The 23296-nt window shown below is 73.4% G+C and carries 17 protein-coding genes; 11 read left to right on the top strand and 6 right to left on the bottom strand.

Annotated elements, in window-relative coordinates; translation table 11 throughout:
- The first annotated feature begins 4 nt into the window (after positions 1-4).
- Positions 5-712, top strand: coding sequence for an ABC transporter ATP-binding protein (locus ABZX67_RS12815; protein ID WP_355358505.1), 708 nt, complete (start codon positions 5-7; stop codon positions 710-712).
- Positions 713-813: 101 nt separating this feature from the next.
- On the opposite strand, the gene ABZX67_RS12810 is transcribed toward ABZX67_RS12815, so the two are convergent.
- On the bottom strand, positions 814-1290 hold the full coding sequence (locus ABZX67_RS12810; protein ID WP_355358193.1) for a hotdog fold thioesterase: 477 nt from the start codon (positions 1288-1290) through the stop codon (positions 814-816).
- Positions 1291-1363: 73 nt separating this feature from the next.
- On the bottom strand, positions 1364-3646 hold the full coding sequence (locus tag ABZX67_RS12805; RefSeq protein WP_355358190.1) for an FdhF/YdeP family oxidoreductase: 2283 nt from the start codon (positions 3644-3646) through the stop codon (positions 1364-1366).
- Between the two features lie 181 nt (positions 3647-3827).
- On the opposite strand from ABZX67_RS12805, the gene polA reads away from it, so the two are divergent.
- A complete protein-coding gene (gene polA, locus ABZX67_RS12800) occupies positions 3828-6482 on the top strand; it encodes a DNA polymerase I (RefSeq protein ID WP_355358502.1) in 2655 nt (884 codons plus the stop codon).
- A gap of 52 nt (positions 6483-6534) precedes the next feature.
- Here the strand turns inward: polA and ABZX67_RS12795 are convergent, their stop codons facing one another.
- Positions 6535-7374, bottom strand: coding sequence for a DUF4184 family protein (locus ABZX67_RS12795; RefSeq protein WP_355358187.1), 840 nt, complete (start codon positions 7372-7374; stop codon positions 6535-6537).
- Between the two features lie 204 nt (positions 7375-7578).
- On the opposite strand from ABZX67_RS12795, the gene ABZX67_RS12790 reads away from it, so the two are divergent.
- The gene (locus ABZX67_RS12790; protein WP_355358184.1) at positions 7579-9309 is read left to right on the top strand and encodes a lytic transglycosylase domain-containing protein; all 1731 of its coding nucleotides are present in this window, start codon (positions 7579-7581) and stop codon (positions 9307-9309) included.
- 41 nt (positions 9310-9350) lie between these two features.
- Here ABZX67_RS12790 and hrpB read toward each other — a convergent pair whose 3' ends face one another.
- The gene (hrpB, locus tag ABZX67_RS12785) at positions 9351-11855 is read right to left on the bottom strand and encodes an ATP-dependent helicase HrpB (protein ID WP_355358181.1); all 2505 of its coding nucleotides are present in this window, start codon (positions 11853-11855) and stop codon (positions 9351-9353) included.
- Positions 11855-12649 (bottom strand): methyltransferase domain-containing protein, encoded by a 795-nt coding sequence (locus ABZX67_RS12780; protein ID WP_355358178.1) that lies wholly within the window; start codon positions 12647-12649, stop codon positions 11855-11857. The genes hrpB and ABZX67_RS12780 overlap by 1 nt, the downstream gene beginning before the upstream one ends.
- Positions 12650-13024: 375 nt before the next feature.
- Between ABZX67_RS12780 and rpsA the strand changes: the two genes are divergently transcribed.
- From rpsA to ABZX67_RS12760, 4 genes are all read left to right on the top strand, one after another.
- On the top strand, positions 13025-14527 hold the full coding sequence (gene rpsA, locus ABZX67_RS12775) for a 30S ribosomal protein S1 (protein WP_345489430.1): 1503 nt from the start codon (positions 13025-13027) through the stop codon (positions 14525-14527).
- Between the two features lie 158 nt (positions 14528-14685).
- Entirely contained in the window at positions 14686-15624 is a 939-nt protein-coding gene (locus ABZX67_RS12770; RefSeq protein WP_355358174.1) for a PAC2 family protein, read from the top strand.
- 113 nt (positions 15625-15737) lie between these two features.
- Positions 15738-16337: a dephospho-CoA kinase gene (gene coaE / locus ABZX67_RS12765; protein ID WP_355358171.1), complete on the top strand. Its 600-nt coding sequence runs from the start codon at positions 15738-15740 to the stop codon at positions 16335-16337.
- Between the two features lie 119 nt (positions 16338-16456).
- Positions 16457-16825, top strand: coding sequence for a tetratricopeptide repeat protein (locus ABZX67_RS12760; protein WP_355358168.1), 369 nt, complete (start codon positions 16457-16459; stop codon positions 16823-16825).
- 24 nt (positions 16826-16849) lie between these two features.
- On the opposite strand, the gene ABZX67_RS12755 is transcribed toward ABZX67_RS12760, so the two are convergent.
- Entirely contained in the window at positions 16850-17101 is a 252-nt protein-coding gene (locus tag ABZX67_RS12755; protein ID WP_355358165.1) for a DUF6343 family protein, read from the bottom strand.
- Positions 17102-17259: 158 nt separating this feature from the next.
- On the opposite strand from ABZX67_RS12755, the gene ABZX67_RS12750 reads away from it, so the two are divergent.
- From ABZX67_RS12750 to ABZX67_RS12735, 4 genes are all read left to right on the top strand, one after another.
- On the top strand, positions 17260-17709 hold the full coding sequence (locus tag ABZX67_RS12750) for a DoxX family protein (protein WP_355358162.1): 450 nt from the start codon (positions 17260-17262) through the stop codon (positions 17707-17709).
- A gap of 71 nt (positions 17710-17780) precedes the next feature.
- The gene (locus ABZX67_RS12745) at positions 17781-19286 is read left to right on the top strand and encodes a carboxylesterase family protein (protein WP_355358159.1); all 1506 of its coding nucleotides are present in this window, start codon (positions 17781-17783) and stop codon (positions 19284-19286) included.
- 117 nt (positions 19287-19403) lie between these two features.
- Entirely contained in the window at positions 19404-22253 is a 2850-nt protein-coding gene (locus tag ABZX67_RS12740; RefSeq protein ID WP_355358155.1) for a DEAD/DEAH box helicase, read from the top strand.
- Positions 22254-22263: 10 nt separating this feature from the next.
- A partial coding sequence (locus tag ABZX67_RS12735; RefSeq protein WP_355358152.1) for an SWIM zinc finger family protein occupies positions 22264-23296 on the top strand: 1033 nt, incomplete at its 3' end.

Genomic DNA, 23296 nt, shown 5'->3' with positions numbered 1-23296 from the left:
GCCGCTGCTCGAGCTGAGCGCCCTGCGCGTCTCCTACGGCGCGATCGAGGCGCTGAAGGGCATCGACCTCACGGTGAACCAGGGCGAGATCGTGGCCCTGCTCGGCGGCAACGGCGCGGGCAAGACCACGACGCTGCGCACGGTGTCCGGCATGCTCCGGCCGAGCGCCGGCGAAGTGCGGCTGCGCGGCGAGCGCATCGACGGCATCAAGTCGCACGAGCTGGTCCACTTCGGGATCGGCCATGTGCCGGAGGGCCGCCGGGTCTTCCCGAGGATGACGGTCCTGGAGAACCTGGAGATAGGCGCCTACCGCTTCTCGTCGGTGGACTCCGCGGACCTGGAACGGATCTTCGGGCTGTTCCCCCGGCTCGCGGAGCGGCGGTCGCAGCTCGCGGGCACCCTCTCGGGCGGCGAGCAGCAGATGCTGGCGATCGGCCGTGCCCTGATGGGCAGGCCGGAGCTGCTGCTGCTCGACGAACCGTCGATGGGTCTCGCCCCGCTGATCGTGCAGCAGATCTTCGAGATCATCCGCGACATCAACGAGCAGGGCACCACGGTGCTGCTCGTCGAGCAGAACGCCACCCAGGCGCTGGGGCTCGCCCATCGCGGATACGTGCTGGAGACCGGGTCGGTGTCGGTGGACGGCGAGGCGCGGGAGCTGCTCGCCGATTCCCGGATCCGGGCCGCCTACCTCGGTGAGGGCGCTGCCTGACCTGATCCGCCGGTACGGGAGCCGGGGGAGCCTTGCGGGGCTCTCCCGGCTCCCGGCCGTTTCGGCGGCCGCGCGATGCCGGGACGGTCGGCCGGTGGGGCTCAGCCGGTGGGGCTCTCGCCCTGCCGGGCGTCCCGCAGCAGGCAGGTCAGGCGGGCCGTGCAGACCCGCTTGTCCTGCTCGTCGGTGATGACGATCTCGTACGTGGCGGTGGAGCGTCCGCGGTGGACGGGGGTGGCCACGCCGGTCACCAGTCCGCTGCGGACGCCCCGGTGGTGCGTGCAGTTGAGGTCCACGCCGACCGCGATCTTGGAGATGCCGCCGTGCAGCATCGAGCCGACCGAGCCGAGGGTCTCGGCGAGCACGGCGGAGGCGCCGCCGTGCAGCAGCCCGTACGGCTGGGTGTTGCCCTCGACCGGCATGGTGCCGACGACCCGCTCCGCCGAGGCCTCCAGTATCCGCACGCCCATGCGGGTGCCCAGGTGCCCGGCGGAGAAGAGGGCGGGCAGGTCGACACCGAGCGAGGCGTACTCGTCGATGACTTCCTGCGGGAACTTCACGCTGGTCTGCTCGCCCATGGGGCCCGGCTCCGTTCGTCGTCGTACGGCCTTGTGCTGGCCGGCTTGGCTGACTGGCTGGCTAAGCGAACGCTCAGACGGTCGGTGATTGTTCCAGACGCACGACCACGGACTTGCTGGCGGGGGTGTTGCTGACGTCGGCGGTGGACTCCAGCGGCACCAGGACGTTCGTCTCCGGGTAGTACGCGGCGGCGCAGCCCCGCGCGGTCGGGTAGTGCACCACCCGGAAGCCGGGCGCGCGCCGCTCGGAGCCGTCGCGCCACTCGCTGACGAGGTCGGCGTACGACCCGTCGGCGAAGCCGAGCGCGCGGGCGTCCTCGGGGTGGACCAGGACCACGCGGCGGCCGCCCTTGATGCCGCGGTAGCGGTCGTCGAGGCCGTAGATGGTGGTGTTGTACTGGTCGTGCGAGCGCAGGGTCTGGAGCAGCACCCGGCCCTCGGGGACCCGCGGGTACTCGACGGGCGCGGCGGTGAAGTTCGCCTTGCCGGTCTTCGTGGGGAAGCGCCGCTCGTCGCGCGGGGCGTGCGGCAGGGCGAAGCCGCCGGGGTCCGCCGCGAGCCGGGCGTTGAAGCCCTCGAAGCCGGGCACCACGCGCGCGATGCGGTCACGGATGGTGGCGTAGTCCTTCTCGAACTCCTCCCACGGTGTGGCCGACGCCTCGCCCAGCACGGCCCGCGCCATGCGCGCCACGATGGCCGGCTCGGACAGCAGGTGCGGGCTCGCCGGCGGCAGGTTCCCGCGCGAGGCGTGGACCAGGCCCATCGAGTCCTCGACCGTGACGAACTGCCGGCCGCCGGCCTGGACGTCCTTGTCGGTGCGGCCGAGGGTGGGCAGGATCAGCGCGCGCGTGCCGGTGACCGCGTGGGAGCGGTTCAGCTTGGTCGACACGTGGACGGTGAGCCGGGCGCGGCGCACGGCCGCCTCGGTGACCTCCGTGTCGGGCGTCGCGCCCACGAAGTTGCCGCCCATCGCGAAGAACACCTTCGCCTCGCCGTCGCGCAGCGCTTGGATGGAGCGCACCACGTCGAAGCCGTGGTGGCGGGGGGAGGCGATGCCGAACTCCTTGTCCAGAGCGTCCAGGAACGCCGCGGACGGGCGCTCGAAGATGCCCATCGTGCGGTCGCCCTGCACGTTGGAGTGCCCGCGCACCGGGCAGACCCCGGCGCCCGGGCGGCCGATGTTGCCGCGCAGCAGCAGGAAGTTGACCACCTCGCGGATGGTCGGCACGGAGTGCTTGTGCTGGGTGAGGCCCATGGCCCAGCAGACGATGGTGCGCTCCGAGGCGAGCACCATGCGCAGGGCGCGCTCGATCTCGCCGCGCTCCAGGCCGGTGGCGGCGAGCGTCTCGTCCCAGTCGGCGGCCCTGGCGGCGGCCGCGAACTCCTCGTACCCGTGCGTGTGCTCGCGTACGAACTCCTCGTCGACGGCGCCGGCCGTCTCCAGGACCAGCTTGTTGAGGAGCCGGAAGAGGGCCTGGTCGCCGCCGATGCGGATCTGGAGGAACAGGTCGGTGAGGGCCGCGCCCTTGAGCATGCCCTGCGGGGTCTGCGGGTTCTTGAACCGCTCCAGGCCCGCCTCGGGCAGCGGGTTCACCGAGATGATCCGCGCGCCCGCCGCCTTGGCCTTCTCCAGGGCGGAGAGCATGCGCGGGTGGTTGGTGCCGGGGTTCTGCCCGGCCACGATGATCAGGTCCGCCCGGTGCAGGTCCTCCAGCGAGACGCTGCCCTTGCCGATGCCGATCGTCTCGGTGAGCGCGGAGCCGGACGACTCGTGGCACATGTTGGAGCAGTCCGGCAGGTTGTTCGTGCCGAACTCGCGGGCGAAGAGCTGGAGCAGGAACGCGGCTTCGTTGCTGGTGCGGCCGGAGGTGTAGAAGACCGCCTCGTCGGGGGAGTCGAGCGCGGTCAGCTCCTCGGCGATGATCGCGAAGGCGCGCTCCCACGTCACCGGTTCGTACCGGTCGGCGCCCTCCGGCAGGTACATGGGGTGGGTGATCCTGCCCTGCTGCCCGAGCCAGTACCCGCTGCGGGTCGCGAGGTCCGCCACCGGGTGCGCGGCGAAGAAGGCGGGCGTCACGCGGCGCAGCGTGGCTTCCTCGGCGACGGCCTTCGCGCCGTTCTCGCAGAACTCCGCGAGGTGCCGCTTGTCGCCCTCGGGCCAGGCGCAGCCCGGGCAGTCGAAGCCGTCCTTCTGGTTGACCTTGAGCAGGGTCTGCGCGGTGCGGCGCACGCCCATCTGCTGCCGGGCGACCTTGAGCGTGTGCCCGATGGCGGGGAGGCCGGCCGCGGCGTGCTGGGGCGCCTGGACCTGCGGCGCGTCCTGGACCGGGTCACCTGCGGGCGGCTTGCTGACCATCGCGCTCCCCCTTGAGCGGTTGTGTCCGATGTACGTATGTCGATCCTGTCACGCCCCACCGACAGCGGGCACCGCCCCTCGGCCGGGACCGGCATTGTCAGTGGTCCGTGGCAGGATCGTGTCCGTGGCTGAGACAGCATCGAAGAAGACCCCAGACGACAACCGTCCGCGCCTGCTCCTCATGGACGGGCACTCCCTGGCGTACCGGGCGTTCTTCGCGCTGCCCGCGGAGAACTTCACCACCGCGAGCGGCCAGACGACCAACGCCATCTACGGCTTCGCGTCGATGCTGGCGAACACGCTGCGTGACGAGTCGCCGACGCATTTCGCCGTCGCGTTCGACGTGTCGCGCAAGACCTGGCGCTCGGCGGACTTCCCTGAGTACAAGGCGAACCGCTCCGCGACCCCCGACGAGTTCAAGGGGCAGGTCGAGCTGATCGGCGAGCTGCTCGACACCATGAACGCCGAGCGGTTCGCGGTGGAGGGCTTCGAGGCGGACGACGTGATCGCCACGCTCGCCACGCAGGCCGAGGCCGAGGGCTTCGACGTGCTGATCGTCACCGGCGACCGGGACTCGTTCCAGCTGGTCTCCGACCACGTCACCGTGCTCTACCCCACGAAGGGCGTCTCCGAGCTGACCCGGTTCACCCCGGAGAAGGTCCAGGAGAAGTACGGGCTGACCCCGTCGCAGTACCCCGACTTCGCCGCCCTGCGCGGCGACCCGTCCGACAACCTGCCGGGCATCCCGGGCGTGGGGGAGAAGACGGCCACGAAGTGGATCAACCAGTTCGGTTCGTTCGCCGAGCTGGTCGAGCGGGCCGACGAGGTCAAGGGCAAGGTCGGCCAGGCCCTGCGCGACCACCTGGAGTCCGTCAAGCTCAACCGCCACCTGACCGAGCTCGTCCGGGACGTGGAGCTGCCGAAGACGGTGGCGGACCTGGAGCGCCGGCCGTACGACCGGACCGCGCTCAAGGGCTTCCTGGAGGTCCTGGAGATCCGCAACCCGAGCCTGCGCGACCGGCTCCTCGCCGTCGACCCGGGCGCGCAGGAGGAAGAGGCCCCCGCCCCGGCCGCCGGTGTCGAACTGGACGGCACCGTGCTCGGCGCCGGAGAGCTCGCCTTCTGGCTGGAGCAGCACGGCGGCCGGCCGCTCGGCATGGCCACCGTCGCCACCTGGGCCCTGGGCGTCGGCAACGTCAGCGAGGTCGCGCTGGCCGGTGCCGACGGCAAGGCGGCCTGGTTCGACACCACCCAGCTCGACGAGGCCGACGAGAAGGCCTTCGCCGCCTGGCTCGCCGACCCCGCCCGCCCCAAGGTGCTGCACAGCGCCAAGGAGGCCCTGCGGGTCTTCCCCGAGCACGGCTGGCACATCGAGGGCATCACGATGGACACCGCCCTCGCCGCCTACCTGGTCAAGCCGGGCCGCCGCTCCTTCGCGCTGGACGCCCTCTCCGTCGAGTACCTCCACCGCGAGCTGGCCCCCGCCGCGGCCGACGGGCAGCTCGCCTTCGGCACCGACGAGCAGGCCGAGGCCGACGCGCTGATGGCCCAGGCCCGCGCGGTCCTCGACCTGGGGGACGCCTTCGGCGAGAAGCTCGAGGAGGTCGGCGCCACCAAGCTCCTGCACGACGTGGAGCTGCCCACCTCCGTGGTGCTGGCCCGGATGGAGCGGTACGGCATCTTCGCCGACCGCGCCCATCTGGAGGCGATGGAGCAGCAGTTCGCCGGCGCGGTGCAGCAGGCGGTGAAGGAGGCGCACGCCTCCGTCGGGCACGAGTTCAACCTGGGCTCCCCGAAGCAGCTCCAGGAGGTCCTCTTCGGCGAGCTGAACCTCCCCAAGACGAAGAAGACCAAGACCGGCTACACCACGGACGCGGACGCGCTGGCCTGGCTGGCCGGCCAGACCGAGCACGAGCTGCCGGTCATCATGCTGCGCCACCGCGAGCAGGCCCGGCTGCGCTCCACCGTCGAGGGCCTGATCAAGACGATCGCCGCCGACGGACGCATCCACACCACCTTCAGCCAGACGGTCGCGGCGACCGGCCGCCTCTCCTCCACGGACCCCAACCTGCAGAACGTGCCGGTCCGCACCGACGAGGGCCGCGCCATCCGGCACGGCTTCGTCGTCGGAGAGGGCTTCGAGTCGCTGATGACGGCCGACTACAGCCAGATCGAACTGCGCGTCATGGCCCACCTGTCGGAGGACGAGGGCCTCATCGAGGCGTTCACCTCAGGTGAGGACCTGCACACCACCGTCGCCTCCCAGGTGTTCGGCGTCGAGCGGACCGCGGTCGACGCGGAGATGCGCCGCAAGATCAAGGCCATGTCGTACGGCCTGGCGTACGGCCTGTCCGCCTTCGGCCTCTCCCAGCAGCTGGGCATCGAGGCCGGCGAGGCGCGTGCCCTGATGGACACGTACTTCGAGCGGTTCGGCGGGGTACGCGACTACCTGCGCCGCGTCGTCGACGAGGCCCGCGCCACCGGGTACACGGAGACCATGCTCGGGCGCCGCCGTTACCTCCCGGACCTCAACAGCGACAACCGCCAGCGCCGCGAGTCCGCGGAGCGGATGGCGCTGAACGCGCCGATCCAGGGCACGGCCGCCGACATCGTGAAGGTCGCGATGCTGCGCGTCGACCGCGCACTGCGCGAGGCGGACCTGAAGACCCGCCTGCTGCTCCAGGTCCACGACGAAATCGTCCTGGAGGTCGCCCCGGGCGAGCGCGACCAGGTCGAGGCGCTGGTCCGCCACGAGATGTCCACCGCGGTCGACCTCCGCGCCCCCCTGGACGTCTCGGTGGGCGTGGGCCCGGACTGGGACTCCGCGGCGCACTGACACCCAGGGGCCTCCCCTTCCCGGTCCCGGGAAGGGGAGGCAGGGGGAAGCCCTAGCCGCCGCTCACCACGCGCAGCCGCATCAGCAGGCCGTACAACAGCACCCCGCCGACCAGCCCCGCCCCCGCGCCGAAGCACGCGGTCGGGATGATGTCCAGCGGCGTCTCGGGCGCGTGCCCCCAGTACGCGTACCACCGCGCGCACCGGTGCACCACGCCCACCACCACGCACCCTCCGAGCAGCCCCGCCGCCAGCCACCGCTCCCGCCGCCCGAGGGCCGGCAACGGCGCGGCCCCCGAAGGCACCGAAGCCCCTGAAAACACCGCAGGCCCGGACGGCATCCGCCGCGCCCCGCTCCCCACGAACCACGCCAGCACCACCAGTGCCACCGCCGAGCCGCCGTACTGCGCGTACAGGTACATCGGGAAGCCGGCCACCACCTCCCCCAGCACCGGCAGCACCTTCATGCCCCACCGGTCCAGGTGCGTGAAGGCGTCCCACACCACGTGCGTCGTCGCGCCGACGACCGCCGAGACGTAGAACCACACCGCCAGCTCGCCCCGCCGCCGCCCGCGCCACGCCCGCCCCCGCAGCAGCGCGTGCACCGGCCCCTGCCACCGCCCGGGCACCAGCGCCACCAGCGGCTCACGCACCATCAGCCACACCGCCACCAGCGCCGCCGCGATCGCGACATCGACCGTCAGGACGCCCGCCACCCCGTGCGTGACGTCCCCGAAGCGCATCGCCCCGGGCAGCACCGTGTCCGCGAAGTACGTCATGTCCGGCGCGAACGATCCGGCGACGAGCGCCGACGCGACGAAGGGCCCGCGCGCGGCGCCGGACCTCCGTATCGCGGGCAGTACGGCCACCGCGTGGCTGAGGGTGAACGGCATGCTGGAGGGCCCCCCTTGAACTGGTCGGTCAATGGCCGCCAGTATGCGTGACGTTCGCACTCCGGATTCCGGTGAACCAAGCGGTGACGAAAGCGTGAAAAGCGGTCAGCGGGCGGTGTGCCGGACCCGCCGTTTGACGTAGGGTCGCTTGAGTCCTCGCGCGGGGAGCGCGGACGGCAGCATCAAAGGGGAGGGACCATACGTATGGCAGCGCACATGGGTCGCCGGCTGCGCAAGGGAGCCACCAGCACCGCCGTGGCCGCCGCCGCGGTCGCCGCACTCTCCGCCTCGCAGGCCCCGGGCGTGACACCCGCCGCCGGCGGCGGCAGCGGTGACCCCCAGGCCGCCGACGCCACCCCCCAGCCCCACGAGAACTCGGCCACCGGCAACTCGCCGTACTACACCGACCTGCCCCCGCTCAACACGCCGAACAAGCCCGGCGCCTCCGTCGAACCGCCCGTCATCACGGGCCCCGCGGAAGCGGGCATACCGGCCACCGTCCTCGCCGCCTACAAGCAGGCCGAGCAGCACCTCCGGGCCGCCGACCCCGGCTGCAACCTCCCCTGGCAACTCCTCGCGGGCATCGGCAAGGTGGAGTCCGGTCAGGCCCGCGGCGGCCGCGTCAGCGCCGACGGCACCACCCTCTCGCCGATCCTCGGCCCCGTCCTCAACGGCGTCGGCTTCGCCAACATCTCCGACACCGACGACGGCGCTTACGATGGCGACACGACGCACGACCGCGCGGTCGGCCCCATGCAGTTCATCCCCTCCACGTGGGCGAGCTGGGGCCAGGACGCCAACGGCGACGGCCGCAAGGACCCCAACAACATCTACGACGCCGCGCAGGCCGCCGGCATGTACCTCTGCGCGAACAACCGCAACCTCGCCCTCAAGGCCGACCTCGACAAGGCGATCCTGAGCTACAACCGTTCGACCGAGTACCTGCGGACGGTTCTGTCCTGGTTCGAGTACTACAAGCGCGGTACGCACCGGATCCCGGACGGTACGGGCGTCCTGCCGGTCGACCGCAGCGACAACAAGCCGGCCGGGCGCCCGACGCCGACGCCGATGCCGACCCTGCCCGTCACGCCGTCCCCCAAGCCGACGCCGCCGTCCACCAAGCCGTCCCCGACGACTCCGTCGACCCCCACGACCCCGCCCGTCACCCCGAAGCCGCCCACGCCGGTTCCCCCGTCCACGCCGGACCCGACCAAGCCGCCCGTCACCCCGGCCCCCGCGCCGCACGAGAAGGTGGCGCGCCTCACGGACGCCGGTACGGGCCCGCTCACCGCGGCGGCGGGCAGCCGCTTCGCCGAGCGCCCCGAGGTCAAGGCGCTCGACCGGGCGGGCAAACCCGTCGCCGGCCTGGCGGTCGAGTTCGAGATCACCGGAGCCACGGAGGCCCGCTTCGCGGCCGGGACCGGCGCGGTCGGCAGCGTCGTCGTCACCACGGCCGCGGACGGAACGGCCACCGCGCCGCCCATCCTGGCGGGCGAGCGGGCGGGCGAGTTCACCGTACGGGCCACCGTCGTGCGCCGTGCGACCCTGCCCGCCGTCGACTTCACCGCGACCGTCACGGAGCGCGCGGCCGACGCGCTGGCCCGGACGGACGAGAAGGCCCTGACGGCCGCCCCGGACGCGGAGTTCGCCGACCAGGTCGAGGTGAAGGCCACGTACAAGGGCGCCGTCGCGTCCGGCGTCGCGCTGACCGCCACCATGATCACGGCCGCGGACGACACCACCGCCGCCGACAAGGGCCCGTTCTTCAAGGACGAGCAGGGCAACCCCGTCCGGACCCTCGAAGGCCTGAAGACGGACGCGAACGGTGTCCTCAAGCTTCCGAAGATGTACGCGGACGGCCAGACCGGCACCTTCCTGCTCCGCCTGACGACCACCGGCGGCGCCACCCTGACGATCGAGCTCAAGGTCGCCTGACGGCAGGGCCGGGGAAAGGCCGGGGAAAGGCCGGGTGCCGCTCAGCGGCGCCCGGTGTTCGTCCGACGGGTCGGCTCCGCCCCCGCCGGGTCCTCCGGCCACGGATGCTTCGGGTACCGGCCGCGCAGCTCCGCCCGCACCGAGCGGTACCCGTCGCGCCAGAAGGACGCCAGGTCCGCCGTGACGGCGGCGGGCCGGCCGGCCGGCGACAGCAGGTGCACCAGCACCGGAACGCCCGCTATCCGCGGGGTCTCGCCGAGCCCGAACATCTCCTGCAGCTTCACCGCCAGCACCGGCTGCTCGCCGGCGCCGTACTCCACCCGGATCCGTGAGCCGCTGGGCACCTCGATCCGCTCCGGGGCCAGCTCGTCCAGGCGGGCCGCCTCCCCGGTGGCCCAGGGCAGCAGCCGCAGCAGCGCCTGACCGGCGTCGATACGGGCCAGATCGGCCCGCCGCCGCGCCCGGGACAGCTCCGGTTCCAGCCATGCGCCGGCGCGCTCCAGCAGCGCGGCGTCCGACACGTCCGGCCACGGCTCGCCGAGCACCCGGCGCAGGAACGCCAGCCGCTGCCGCAGCCCCTCCGCCTCCCGCGACCAGCGCAGCAGCCCGGGCCCCTCGCGCCGCAGGCCCTCCAGCAGCGCCTCCCGCACGCGTACGGGATCCGGGTCGGTCAGCGGCCGTACGGTCAGCTCGACGGCGCCCAGCCGCTCCACGGACCGGGCGACCACGTCACCGTCCTCCCAGCGGACCTCGTCGCCCGCCACAAGCAGTCCCGGGGCGGCGGCCCGCGCGGTCTCCTCGTCGATCACGGCGGCCAGCCGCACCCGCGCCGACGCCGCATGGGCCGGCCGGTCTGCGACGGCGACGGCCAGCCACGCGGAACCGCGCAGCCGGGACCCCTCGCCGAGCTCGGCCCGCGTCCCCGACGCCATCAGGAACGCCCCCTCGGCCTTCGCGCCCCGCGCACGCGCCACCCGCTCCGGATACGCCAGGGAGGTCACCGTTCCGACGGCGGCGTCGTCCGGCACCCCGCGGTCCGCGCCGCCGGCACCGTCCAGCTGCCCCGCCAGGCGCCGGGCCTCCTGCCGCCAGCGGGCGCCGTACGCGTCGCCCGGGGCGCGGCGGGCCGTACGCCAGGCGGCCGCCAGGTCGTCGCCGTACTCGCGCGGCGGCTCCTCGCTCAGCAGGGCCACCACCTCCGCGGCGCGCCGCGCGCCCACCAGCGGCGCCCCGTCCAGCAGGGCGCGGGCCAGCCGGGGGTGCACGCCGAGCCGGGACATGCGCACGCCCCGGTCCGTCACCCGCCCGGCCGCGTCTACCGCGCCGATCGCGGACAGCACCTCCCGCGCGGCGCCCATCGCGCCCGCCGGCGGCGGATCGAGCAGGGCCAGGCCCGAAGCGTCGGGATCGCCCCAGGCGGCGGCCTGCAGCGCGAACGCGGTCAGATCGGCCACCTGGATCTCCGGCGCCGGGAACGGCTGCCGCCGGGTGTCCTCCGCCTCCGCCCAGCACCGGTAGACCGCGCCCGGCGCCTCGCGTCCCGCGCGGCCCGCGCGCTGCCGGGCGGCCGCCCGCGACGCCCACACCGTGGTCAGCGACCCGAGACCCCGCGCGTGGTCCACGCGCGGCTCGCGCGCGAGGCCCGAGTCGACCACGATCCGCACCCCTGGCACGGTCAGCGACGACTCGGCGACCGACGTCGCCAGCACCACCCGGCGGCGGTCCCCGCCGGGGGAGAGGACCGCGTCCTGCACGGCCGCCGGGGCCCGCCCGTGCACCTGGAGCAGCTCCACGCCGGACAGACCGGACAGCAGGCCCGCCACCCGCGCGATCTCGCCGACACCGGGCAGGAAGCACAGCACGTCCCCCGAGCGCTCGGCCAGCGCCCGCCGCACCACCGACGCGACGTGCGCCGGCAGGGCCGGGTCCACGCGCATCCCGTGCGGCGGACGCACCGGCGCCGCCGGAGGAGCCCACACCACCTCCACGGGGTGCGCCACACCCGCCGCCTCGACCACGGGCGCGCCGCCCAGCAGCCGCGCCCACCCCTCGGCGTCGGTCGTAGCCGACGCGGCCAGCAGGCGCAGCTCGGGCCGCAGGGTCTCCCGTACGTCCAGCAGGAAGGCGGCCGCCGTGTCCGCGTCCAGGTGCCGCTCGTGGCACTCGTCGAGCATCACCACGTCGGTGCCGCCGAGCTCCTGGTCGCGCTGGAGGCGCTGCAGCAGGACACCCGTGGTCACCACCTCGACGACCGTCTCGCGCGACACCACGCGCTCGCCGCGCACGGTGAAGCCGACCCGGCCGCCCACCTTCTCGCCCAGCAGCCACGCCATGCGCCGGGCCGCCGCCCGTGCGGCGATCCGCCGCGGTTCCGCGACCAGGACGCGGGCGCCCCGCTCGGCCAGCACCAGTGGCACCAGGGTGGTCTTGCCGGTGCCGGGCGGCGCGCACAGCACCGCCGCCCCGTGCCCGTCCAGCGCCCGCTCCAGGGCGGGCAGGGCGGAACGTACGGGCAGGTCCGCGGTCTCCGCGGTCTCCGCGCGCATCACGCGCGCTCGCACACGAAGATCGCCGTCCCCGGGATCAGGTTTCCGCGCAGCGGGGACCAGCCGCCCCACTCCTGGGTGTTCCAGGAGGGCCACTCCGGCTCGACCAGGTCCACCAGGTGGAACCCGCCCGCCACCACGTCCCGCACCCGGTCCCCGAGGGTCCGGTGGTGCTCCACGTACACCGCCCGGCCCTCCTCGTCCTGCTCGACGTAAGGGGTCCGGTCGAAGTACGACGCGGAGACGGACAGCCCCTCCGGGCCGGGCTCGTCGGGGAACGCCCAGCGGATCGGGTGCGTCACCGAGAACACCCACCGTCCGCCCGGCCGCAGCACCCTGCGTACCTCACGGAACACCCGCACCGGATCGGCGACGAAGGGAACCGCCCCGTACGCGGAGCAGGCCAGGTCGAAGGAGCCGTCCCGGAAGGGGAGGGCGCCCGCGTCGGCCTCCACCAGGGGGACGTCCGCGCCGATCCGGAGGGCGTGCTGGAGCTGGCGGTGGGAGAGGTCCAGGGCGACCGGGCGGGCACCGCGCGCGGCGAGCCAGCGCGAGCACTGCGCGGCGCCGGCGCCGATCTCCAGGACGTCCCGTCCGGAGACGTCCCCCAGGAGCCGGGCCTCCGCCTCGTCCAGTCCCTCGGGCCCCCAGACGAAGCGGTCGTCCCCAAGGAACGCTCCGTGCTCGGTCTGGTACTCGTCGGCGTTCCGGTCCCACCAGCCCCGGTTCGCCCGGCTGCTCTCGGCGTCACCGGCGTGGCGCCTGGTGGCCTCGGGCTCGTACTCTTGGATCATCCCCACCGCCGTTGTAGGTTGCGCACGGCCGCCTGCGGGAGCTGCTGAGCGAGCGCCTGCGGGAGCCGTAGCCGCGGCCACGATGGCCTTGGGAAACATTAAATGTGCCGGGTATGTGACGTTCTGCCCCGGGTGTGCGCCTTCGCGCATTGACCGTGTCCGGCCGTCCCCGTATGCTAAAGGTTGCGCTGCGGGCCTGCGCGCCTCAGACGGAGCAGGCCGCGCTCGCATCTGTTGTATGTCCCCTCGGTTCTCGAGGCGTCGCCCTTCACGGGGCGGGTGCTTCCTTGGCTGTCCGGCTTCTGCAGAGGCGATACGGGCTCTCGGCGTAGCAGTACCTACGACTTCAATGTCCGTACCGGAGCCCTTTCCCACATGACGAGCAGCACCGAGACCACCGCCACCACCCCGCAGGTTGCGGTCAACGACATCGGTAACGAGGAAGCCTTCCTCGCCGCGATCGACGAGACGATCAAGTACTTCAACGACGGCGACATCGTCGACGGCGTCATCGTGAAGGTCGACCGGGACGAGGTCCTGCTCGACATCGGTTACAAGACCGAAGGTGTCATCCCGAGCCGCGAGCTCTCGATCAAGCACGACGTCGACCCGAACGAGGTCGTCAAGGTCGGCGACGAGATCGAGGCCCTTGTTCTCCAGAAGGAGGACAAGGAAGGCCGCCTGATCCTCTCGAAGAAGCGCGCCCAGTACGAGCGTGCCTGGGGCACCATCGAGAAGATCAAGGAAGAGGACGGCATCGTCACCGGTACCGTCATCGAGGTCGTCAAGGGTGGTCTCATCCTCGACATCGGCCTCCGTGGCTTCCTGCCGGCCTCCCTCGTCGAGATGCGTCGTGTCCGCGACCTCCAGCCCTACGTGGGCAAGGAGCTCGAGGCGAAGATCATCGAGCTGGACAAGAACCGCAACAACGTGGTCCTGTCCCGCCGCGCCTGGCTCGAGCAGACCCAGTCCGAGGTCCGCCAGACGTTCCTCACGACCCTGCAGAAGGGTCAGGTCCGTTCCGGCGTCGTCTCCTCGATCGTCAACTTCGGTGCCTTCGTGGACCTGGGTGGCGTCGACGGTCTGGTCCACGTCTCCGAGCTGTCCTGGAAGCACATCGACCACCCGTCCGAGGTTGTCGAGGTCGGCCAGGAAGTCACCGTCGAGGTCCTCGACGTCGACATGGACCGCGAGCGTGTCTCCCTGTCGCTGAAGGCGACCCAGGAGGACCCGTGGCAGCAGTTCGCCCGTACGCACCAGATCGGCCAGGTCGTCCCGGGTAAGGTCACCAAGCTGGTTCCGTTCGGCGCGTTCGTCCGCGTGGACGAGGGCATCGAGGGCTTGGTCCACATCTCCGAGCTGGCCGAGCGCCACGTGGAGATCCCGGAGCAGGTCGTCCAGGTCAACGACGAGATCTTCGTCAAGGTCATCGACATCGACCTCGAGCGCCGCCGCATCAGCCTCTCGCTGAAGCAGGCCAACGAGTCCTTCGGTGCCGACCCGGCGTCGGTCGAGTTCGACCCGACCCTGTACGGCATGGCCGCGTCGTACGACGACCAGGGCAACTACATCTACCCCGAGGGCTTCGACCCGGAGACCAACGACTGGCTGCCGGGCTACGAGGCCCAGCGCGAGGCGTGGGAGACCCAGTACGCCGAGGCGCAGCAGCGCTTCGAGCAGCACCAGGCCCAGGTCATCAAGTCCCGCGAGGCCGACGAGGCCGCCGCTGCCGAGGGTGGCGCCGCCGCTCCGGCCGGTGCCCCGGCGGGCGTCTCCGGTGGCTCGTACTCCTCGGAGTCGGACGACAACTCCGGCGCCCTGGCGTCGGACGAGGCGCTGGCCGCCCTGCGCGAGAAGCTGGCCGGCGGCCAGAGCTGAACGATCGACTCGATCGGCTCGCCGCTGAGCGGTAAGTAGTACGAAGGCCCGTCCCCGGAAGGGGGCGGGCCTTCGTCGTTTGCGCAGTCGTCCGGGGAGTGGGAATGCCTGTGCGGTGAGTGACGTTCTTCCTAGGGATATGAGGAGGAGCGGTAATCGTGCTTGATCCCCGGGATTTGTACGCATGGGAGCCGAAGGGCCTGGCCGTCGTCGACATGGCGTTGGCGCAGGAGTCGGCCGGCCTCGTCATGCTCTACCACTTCGACGGATACATCGACGCGGGCGAGACCGGCGAGCAGATCGTCGACAGCCTGCTCGGATCGCTGCCCCACCAGGTGGTGGCCCGCTTCGACCACGACAGGCTCGTGGACTACCGGGCCCGCCGCCCGCTGCTGACGTTCCGGCGCGACCGCTGGACCGGGTACGAGACGCCCGCCATCGAGGTCCGCCTCGTCCAGGACGCCACGGGGGCGCCCTTCCTGCTGCTGTCGGGTCCGGAGCCGGACGTCGAGTGGGAGCGGTTCGCCGCCGCCGTACGGCAGATCGTCGAGCGGCTCGGCGTGCGCCTCTCGGTCAACTTCCACGGCATCCCCATGGGCGTCCCGCACACCCGCCCGGTCGGCCTGACCCCGCACGGCAACCGCACCGATCTGATGCCCGGCCACCGCAACACCTTCGACGAGGCGCAGGTGCCGGGCAGCGCCGAGTCGCTGCTGGAGTACCGCCTGATGGAGGCCGGCCACGACGTGCTGGGCGTCGCCGCGCACGTCCCGCACTACGTGGCGCGGTCCCCGTACCCCGACGCGGCCCTCACCGCGCTGGAGGCCATCACCGCCGCGACGGGGCTGGTCCTGCCGGGCGTCGCGCACGCGCTGCGCACCGAGGCCCAGCGCACCCAGACCGAGATCGAGCGCCAGATCGGCGAAGGCGACGAGGAGCTGGTCGCGCTCGTGCAGGGCCTCGAGCACCAGTACGACGCGATGGCCGGTGCCGAAACGCGCGGCAGTCTGGTCGCCGAACCGGTGGAGCTGCCGTCCGCCGACGAGCTCGGCCGCCAGTTCGAGCGGTTCCTCGCGGAGCGGGAGGGTGATCTCTAGCGGTGCCCTGGAAGGCGTGGCGCCCTGGAACGCCTGACGCCGTGGACGCCGCTGTGGAAGGCCTGTAGTGGGCGCCTGACGCGGTGGGGGAGCCAGGGCCTAAGCTTCGGCACATGCTGAGAGTGGGGCTGACCGGCGGCATCGGAGCCGGCAAGAGCGAGGTGTCCCGGCTGCTCGTCTCGTACGGGGCGGTCCTGATCGACTCCGACAAGATCGCCCGCGAGGTCGTCGAGCCCGGCACGGCCGGGCTCGCGGCCGTCGTGGAGGCGTTCGGGCCCGAGATCCTCACCCCCGAGGGCACCCTCGACCGGCCGCGGCTCGGCTCCATCGTCTTCGCCGACCCCGACCGCCTCGCTACCCTCAACGCCATCGTCCACCCCCTCGTCCGCGCCCGCTCCGCCGAGCTCGAGGCGGCCGCCGCCTCGGGCGCGGTGGTGATCCACGACGTACCGCTGCTCACCGAGAACGGGCTGGCGCCGCTCTACGACCTGGTCGTCGTCGTCGACGCCTCGCCCGCGACCCAACTGGACCGGCTCGTACGGCTGCGGGGGATGACCGACGCCGAAGCCCGCGCCCGGATGGCGGCCCAGGCCACGCGCGAGCAGCGCCTCGCCATCGCCGACCTGGTCATCGACAACGACGGGCCGCTGGAGGCGCTGGAGCCGCGGGTGCGCGAGGTGTGGGCGGAGCTGACCGCCCGGGCGGCCCGCTAGCGGCGGGAGGCGTCGCCGGGCACGGAAAGGCCCGCCGACCACGGGACGGCCCGCCGGCCGCTGGAATACGGGCCGCTCCGCCGATGTTGAAGGGCTGGAGCAAGGGGAAGGATGTGACCGTGCCCGACAGCAGTCCCGAGACCCACGTCATCGACTTCCGCGCCGCCGAGCAGCTCCTCGCCGCCCGCGACCCGCGCGGAGCCGTCAAGCTGCTCGACTCGGTGATCGCCGCCCACCCCGAGAACACCGCCGCCCGGCTACTGCGCGCCCGTGCCTTCTTCGCGGCGGCGCAGCTGCGCCCCGCCCAGCTGGAGTTCGAGCTGGTCCTGGAGCGCGAGCCGGACAACGCCTTCGCCCACTTCGCGCTCGCCCGCACCTTCCAGCGCTCCGGCCGGCCGGACCAGGCCAAGCGCCACTTCCGCCTGGCCGCCGCGCTCGACCCGAAGCCCGAGTACCTGGAGGCGGCCCGCTTCGAGGCGGACTCGTAGCGAGGTCGGGCCCTGGTGGCGGGGTCAGGGTTCGTACGGAGGGACGTCGCGCCCCGGCTGGTAGTGCGGGCCCTGGCGGATGTGCCGCACGATGAACAGCAGGTCCGCCGTGACCACCAGGAACAGCACACCGCAGGCCACCGCCCACCCCGTGCGCCCGGCCAGTGCGAAGCCCGCCGTACCGGCGGCCGCCCAGATGAGACCCCACAGCGCCAGCCAGAACCGGGTCCGCAGCGGACTGCGTGCGGTCCTGGGTTCACTGCCGGTGCGTCGCATGGTGCTCGCTCGCTCTCCCGCGCCTTCCTCCGGCCCCGGGTAACCGGGTACCCCGGCGGGAGAAACGTCACCACTCCGATGAGTTCTCGCCACGCGCCCGGTCTACCTCTTCGAAACCGCCACGAAACCGCCGGGCGGCGATACGAGGAGACCCCGACATGAGCGTGACGACGAACGCGACCACGACCACGACCACCGTCAGTCCCTCCCGCCCCGCCGGTCTCAGCCGCCGCTCCGATATCGCTGTGCGCGTGCTGCAGATCCTGCTCGCCCTGTTCTTCGCGATCCCCAGCGCGGGACCCAAGCTGGTCGGGCACTCGTCGGCGGCGGAGTCCTTCGACGCGATCGGCGCCGGCGACTGGCTCATGTACACGGTGGGGGCCCTGGAGCTGGCCGGTGCCATAGCCCTCGTGGTCCCGATCCTCTCCGGCGTCTCCGCGCTGGCCCTGATCGCCCTCATGGCCGGGGCCTTCGTCACCCAACTCGCGGTGCTCGACGGGAAGTACGCCCTCACGCCCGTCATCTTCGCCGCGCTGCTCGCGGTGGTCGCCCGTACCCGCCGCCACCACAACGCGGAGCTGCTCGCGCTCGTCCGTCGGCGGAAGTGACCCCCGCGCCGGGGACGTACGAGAGACACTGAGGTGCCCCCGACGTCGACCGAAGGGATCCGGTGAACCGAATGGAAGCAGCGGTGTGCAGGACACGGCAGGGCGCGGTGCGCGGCACCCTCTCGGCGGACGGAGGCATCGCAGCCTTCCTCGGAATCCCGTACGCCGCCCCGCCCTTCGGCCCGTTGCGCTTCCGGCCACCGGCCGCCCCGCGCGCGTGGAGCGGCACGCGCGATGCCACCGCCCATGGGCCGACGCCCCCGAAGGCCCCGTACACCCCGCCCTTCGACACCCTCATACCGGAGGCCAGTGTCCCGGGTGAGGACTGCCTCAACCTGAACGTGTGGACGCCCTCGCCCGGCCCCGGAGCCCGTCTGCCGGTCATGGTCTGGCTGCACGGCGGCGCCTTCACCAACGGGTCGGCGGCGTCGTCCGCGTACGACGGCAGCGCGTTCGCCCGGGACGGTGTGGTGTTCGTGTCGCTCAACTACCGGCTCGGCGCGGACGGGTTCCTGCATCTGGACGGGGTGCCCGACAACCGGGGGTTGCTCGACCAGCTGGCCGCGCTGGAGTGGGTACGGGACAACATCGCGGAGTTCGGCGGTGACCCGGACCAGGTCACCGTCTTCGGCGAGTCGGCCGGCGCGCTGGCCATCGGTTTCCTGCTGGCCGACGAACAGGTGCGCCGGCGCGGCCTCTTCAGGCGGGCGATCCTGCAGAGCGGTGCCGCCCACCACTTCCTCCGGCCCCGGTCGGCCCGCCGCATCACCGAGCGCCTGGCCGAGAAGCTCGCCATCGAACCGACCGCCGACGCCTTCGCCGCCGTGCCGATGGACCGGCTCCTCGCCGCCCAGGCCGAGCTGCGCCGGGAGATCGGCGCCCGGCCCGACCCCGCCGTGTGGGGCGAGGCGGCGCTCAACGCCATGCCCTTCGAGCCGGTGACCGCCGGACCGGCCGAGGACGGGCTGGAGCTCCCGGGACCCGATTGCGGCGTCGAGCTGCTCATCGGCAGCAACCTCGAGGAGTACCGGCTCTTCCTCGTCCCCACCGGACGGCTGGAGCTGCTGCCGGACGCCAAGCTGCGTGCCACGGCCGAGGCGTACGGGCTCGACCCCGACAAGGCCCTGCCCGTCTACCGGGACGCGCGGCCGGGCGCGGTGCCGGGTGAGATCTTCGACGCGATGACGACGGACTGGTTCTACCGGATCCCGGCGATCCGGCTGGCCGAGTCGGTGCCCGGTTCGTACATGTACGAGTTCGCCCGGCGCTCCTCCGCCTTCGACGGGCGCCTCGGCGCCTGCCACGGCAGCGAGCTGGCGTACGTCTTCGACCGCCTCGACGACCCGACGTACGCCCCGCTGATCGGGGAGGGCGCGCCGCAGGCGGTGGCGGACGCGATGCACGGGGCGTGGGTCGCCTTCGCGAAGACCGGCGACCCGGGGTGGGCGCCGTACGACACCGGTGCGGCGGCCGCCGGTGCCGGGACGCGGGCGACGATGATCTTCGACGATGTCGCGCCGGGCGTGGTCGAGGACCCGCGGGCGGAGGAGCGGGCGCTGTGGGAAGGGGTGCGCTGAGGGTGCGCTGAGCGCTCCCGGGGCCGATTGTCAGACCCCACCCGTAAGGTCGTAGATCCAGGCGGTCCCGCAACGCGGACCGCGTGACACGACCAGCGTGAGGGGAGGTGACCGGCCATGCGCCAGGCACCGCCGCACCACCGGCTGCCGGCCGGCTGCGCGGCCACGTTCCTCCCCGCCGACCTGCCCCGCGACGGCCGCGTCGCCTTCTGGTCCGTGACGGACGGCCCGCTGCCGGACCCGACGACGGACGAGACCAGGACGGGGCGCGGCGATACGGTCACCGTCGTACGGCCCCACGGCAGCGGGGTGCGCAGCCGGGCGGTGCCCGCCGTCGTGCTGCCCGTCGCGGACGCCCTGCCCCTGCTCGTCGCCGCACGGCACGACGGCGGCGCGCACCCCGCGGCGGCATGCTGGGGCGCGGCCGCGCTGCACGCCCTGCACCTGGTCGCCCGCGGACGGCTGCTGCCCGGTCTGACCACCGCCGACCTCGACGCCTGGCGGGCCGGGCCGCTCGACCCCGACGACATCGCCCACCTGCGCGCGATCGCCGCCGCCATGCCGTACGAGGCCCACGCCGCGCCCGTCCCGGGCCTGCGCCCGCTCCGCCTGCCGGAGCCGGAGGCGCTGGTGCGGGCGTTCCTGGACGCGGTCGCCGACACCCTGCCGCGTACGCCCGCCGCCGCGTACGCCGCGGGCGAGCCGTTCGCCGCCCGTGCGCCGCAGCACCTGCCCCGCGCGCGTGCCTGGGCCGCCGAGGCGGCGGCGGGCATGGACGCCGGGGTCCGGGTCTCGCTGCGCCTCGACCTGTCCGGGTACGAGCTGTTCGACACGGACCGGGAGGGCGGCGAGGAGCGGCAGGCCGCCGCCGCGCTCCTCCAGGTGCACAGCCTCGCCGACCCGTCGCTCGTCGTGGACGCGGCCGAGCTGTGGACGGGCGCGGGCGACGAGCACTTCGGACCGCGCGCCCGGATCGACACCGTCCTGGCGCTGCGCCGCGCCGCGCGCGTATGGCAGCCGCTCGCCCGGCTGCTGGAGCGGGAGGTGCCCGATGTGCTGTCCCTCACCGAGGACGAGCTGTACGAGCTGCTGGGCCCCGCCGCCGCCCGGCTCGGCGCGGCGGGCGTCACCGTCCACTGGCCCAGGGAGCTGGCCCGGTCGCTGACCGCCGCCGCGGTCGTCCGGCCCGCGCCGGGCTCGGCCACCGACGGCACGGCGTTCTTCGACAGCGAGCAGCTGCTGAGGTTCAACTGGCAGCTGGCGCTGGACGGCGACCCCCTCACCGAGCGCGAGATGGACGCCCTCGCCGAGGCGCACCGCCCCATCGTGCGGTTGCGCGACCAGTGGGTGGTGGTCGACCCCGCGCTCGTACGCAAGGCGCGCAAGCGCGAGCTGGGGCTGCTGGAGCCGGCCGACGCCCTCGCCGTCGCGCTCACCGGTACCGCCGAGGTGGACGGCGAGACGGTCGAGGCCGTCCCCGCCGGTGCGCTCGCCGCGCTGCGCGACCGGCTCGTGGCCAGCCCGGCCGACGTGACCCAGCCCCCGGGGCTGGACGCCACCCTGCGCGACTACCAGCTCCGCGGCCTCGCCTGGCTGGACCTGATGACCTCCCTCGGCCTCGGCGGCTGCCTCGCCGACGACATGGGCCTCGGCAAGACCGTCACGCTGATCGCCCTCCACCTGCGCCGCGCCCACCGCGCCCCCACCCTCGTCGTCTGCCCGGCCTCCCTCCTCGGCAACTGGCAGCGGGAGATCACCCGCTTCGCACCCGGTGTGCCCGTGCGCCGCTTCCACGGCACCGACCGCACCCTGGAGGGACTGGACGGCCCGGACGGCGGCGGCTTCGTCCTCACCACGTACGGCACCATGCGCACCAGCGCCGAGAAGCTGGCCGCCCAGCGGTGGGGGATGGTCGTCGCCGACGAGGCCCAGCACGTGAAGAACCCGTTCTCGGCCACGGCCAAGGCCCTGCGCACCATCCCCGCGCCCGCGCGCGTCGCGCTCACCGGCACCCCCGTCGAGAACAACCTCTCCGAGCTGTGGGCGCTGCTCGACTGGACGACACCGGGGCTCCTCGGGCCGCTGAAGGCGTTCCGCTCCCGCCACGCCCGCGCCGTCGAGAACGCCGAGCAGATCGAGAACGACGAGGCCGTCGAGCGCCTCGCCCGGCTGGTGCGCCCCTTCCTCCTGCGCCGCAAGAAGTCCGACCCGGGCATCGTGCCGGAGCTGCCGCCCAAGACGGAGTCCGACCACCCCGTCGCCCTCACCCGCGAACAGGCCTCCCTCTACGAGGCGGTCGTACGGGAGACGATGGCGCAGATCGAGGGGGCGGAGGGCATGGCCCGCCGTGGCCTGATCATGAAGCTGCTCACCTCCCTCAAGCAGATCTGCAACCACCCCGCGCAGTACCTGAAGGAGGAGCCGGCGCGGCTCGCCGGCCGCTCCGGAAAGCTGGCCCTCCTCGACGAGCTGCTCGACACGATCCTGTCCGAGGACGGCTCGGTGCTGGTCTTCACCCAGTACGTGTCCATGGCGCGGCTGCTCACCGCCCATCTGGCCGCCCGCGCGGTGCCGGCCCAACTGCTGCACGGCGGGACGCCGGTGCCCGAGCGGGAGCGGATGGTGGACCGCTTCCAGTCCGGCGAGGTCCCGGTGTTCGTGCTGTCCCTCAAGGCGGCGGGCACCGGCCTGAACCTGACCCGCGCGGGCCATGTCGTGCACTACGACCGCTGGTGGAACCCGGCCGTCGAGGAGCAGGCCACCGACCGGGCCTACCGCATCGGCCAGACCCAGCCGGTCCAGGTTCACCGGCTCATCGCCGAAGGGACGGTGGAGGACAGCATCGCCGAGATGCTCCGGAGCAAGCGCGCCCTGGCCGACGCGGTGCTCGGCTCCGGGGAGGCGGCCCTGACGGAGCTCACCGACCGGGAGCTCGCCGACCTCGTATCGCTGAGGAGGCCGTCATGAGGAGGCTGTCATGAGCCCGCACCGTACGCGCCCGGGCGGCTCGCGCCGCGTACCGCTCCACGACGACCACCGCCGTACGTTCCCGCAGCTCGCTCCGGCGCAGGACGCCGAGGGGCGGTTCGCCGCCACCTGGTGGGGCAACGCCTGGGTGCGGGCCCTGGAGGACACCGCCCTGGACCCGGCACGCCTCGCCCGCGGGCGGGCCTACGCGGCCGGGGGCCATGTGGACGCCATCACCGTGACGCCGGGCCGGGTCGTCGCGTACGTCCACGGCAGCAGGCCGCGCCCGTACCGCGCGGAGATCCGGCTGCGGGTGCTCCGCGACGACGACTGGGAACGCTTCCTGGACGTGGCCGCGGCCCGCCCGGACCACATCGCGGCCCTGCTCGACAAGGACGTGCCGCAGGCCCTGGCCGCCGTCGCGGACCTGCTGCCCGGCCGCGGCGACCTGATCCCCGACTGCTCCTGCCCCGACCACGGATACCCCTGCAAACACGCGGCGGCCCTGTGCTACCAAGCGGCGCGGCTCCTGGACGAGGACCCGTTCGTGCTGTTTTTGATGCGGGGCCGGGGCGAACAGGAGATCCTCGCGGCACTCAGCCACCGCAACGCCACCCGCGCCGCCGCCGAGACCAGCGCGGAGCCCCCGCGGATGCCGACGGTCCCGGCGCGGGAGGCGCTGGCCGCCGCGTCCGGCGCCGTCGCGGCGTCCGGCGCCGGTCCCGGGGGTCCCGCACTCGCCCTGCCGCCGCCGCTGCCCGTCCCGGAGCACCCCGGGCGCCCGCCCGCCTACCCGGAGGATCCGGAAGGCCCCGACCCGCTGGCCCTGGAGCTGCTCGCCACCGAGGCGGCGGCCCGCGCGCACGCCTTCCTGACCACGGGCCGGGACCCCGTGGCCGCGCTCACGCCCTGGCAGGACGCGGTGCGCCTCGCGGCCGCCCACCCCGGCTCGGGCCTGACGGCCGCGACCCGCGCCCTGTACCGCGACCTCGCCGCCGCGCTGGACCGCACCCCCGCCGACCTGGCCCGCGCGGTCGCCGCCT

Source organism: Streptomyces sp. NPDC003036 (assembly GCF_040611175.1).
Lineage (GTDB): Bacteria > Actinomycetota > Actinomycetes > Streptomycetales > Streptomycetaceae > Streptomyces.
Note: the sequence above shows the minus strand (reverse complement) of the source record. Positions and strands in the feature narration are given on the sequence as shown.

What these genes read in the sequence shown, in the direction of transcription:
- ABZX67_RS12810 (WP_355358193.1), bottom strand. Translation starts at nt 1,290, where the DNA reads ATGGGCGAGCAGACCAGCGTGAAGTTCCCGCAGGAAGTCATCGACGAG.
- ABZX67_RS12805 (WP_355358190.1), bottom strand. Translation starts at nt 3,646, where the DNA reads ATGGTCAGCAAGCCGCCCGCAGGTGACCCGGTCCAGGACGCGCCGCAG.
- polA (WP_355358502.1), top strand. Translation starts at nt 3,828, where the DNA reads ATGGACGGGCACTCCCTGGCGTACCGGGCGTTCTTCGCGCTGCCCGCG.
- ABZX67_RS12795 (WP_355358187.1), bottom strand. Translation starts at nt 7,374, where the DNA reads ATGCCGTTCACCCTCAGCCACGCGGTGGCCGTACTGCCCGCGATACGG.
- ABZX67_RS12790 (WP_355358184.1), top strand. Translation starts at nt 7,579, where the DNA reads ATGGCAGCGCACATGGGTCGCCGGCTGCGCAAGGGAGCCACCAGCACC.
- hrpB (WP_355358181.1), bottom strand. Translation starts at nt 11,855, where the DNA reads ATGCGCGCGGAGACCGCGGAGACCGCGGACCTGCCCGTACGTTCCGCC.
- ABZX67_RS12780 (WP_355358178.1), bottom strand. Translation starts at nt 12,649, where the DNA reads ATGATCCAAGAGTACGAGCCCGAGGCCACCAGGCGCCACGCCGGTGAC.
- rpsA (WP_345489430.1), top strand. Translation starts at nt 13,025, where the DNA reads ATGACGAGCAGCACCGAGACCACCGCCACCACCCCGCAGGTTGCGGTC.
- coaE (WP_355358171.1), top strand. Translation starts at nt 15,738, where the DNA reads ATGCTGAGAGTGGGGCTGACCGGCGGCATCGGAGCCGGCAAGAGCGAG.
- ABZX67_RS12755 (WP_355358165.1), bottom strand. Translation starts at nt 17,101, where the DNA reads ATGCGACGCACCGGCAGTGAACCCAGGACCGCACGCAGTCCGCTGCGG.
- ABZX67_RS12750 (WP_355358162.1), top strand. Translation starts at nt 17,260, where the DNA reads ATGAGCGTGACGACGAACGCGACCACGACCACGACCACCGTCAGTCCC.
- ABZX67_RS12745 (WP_355358159.1), top strand. Translation starts at nt 17,781, where the DNA reads ATGGAAGCAGCGGTGTGCAGGACACGGCAGGGCGCGGTGCGCGGCACC.
- ABZX67_RS12740 (WP_355358155.1), top strand. Translation starts at nt 19,404, where the DNA reads ATGCGCCAGGCACCGCCGCACCACCGGCTGCCGGCCGGCTGCGCGGCC.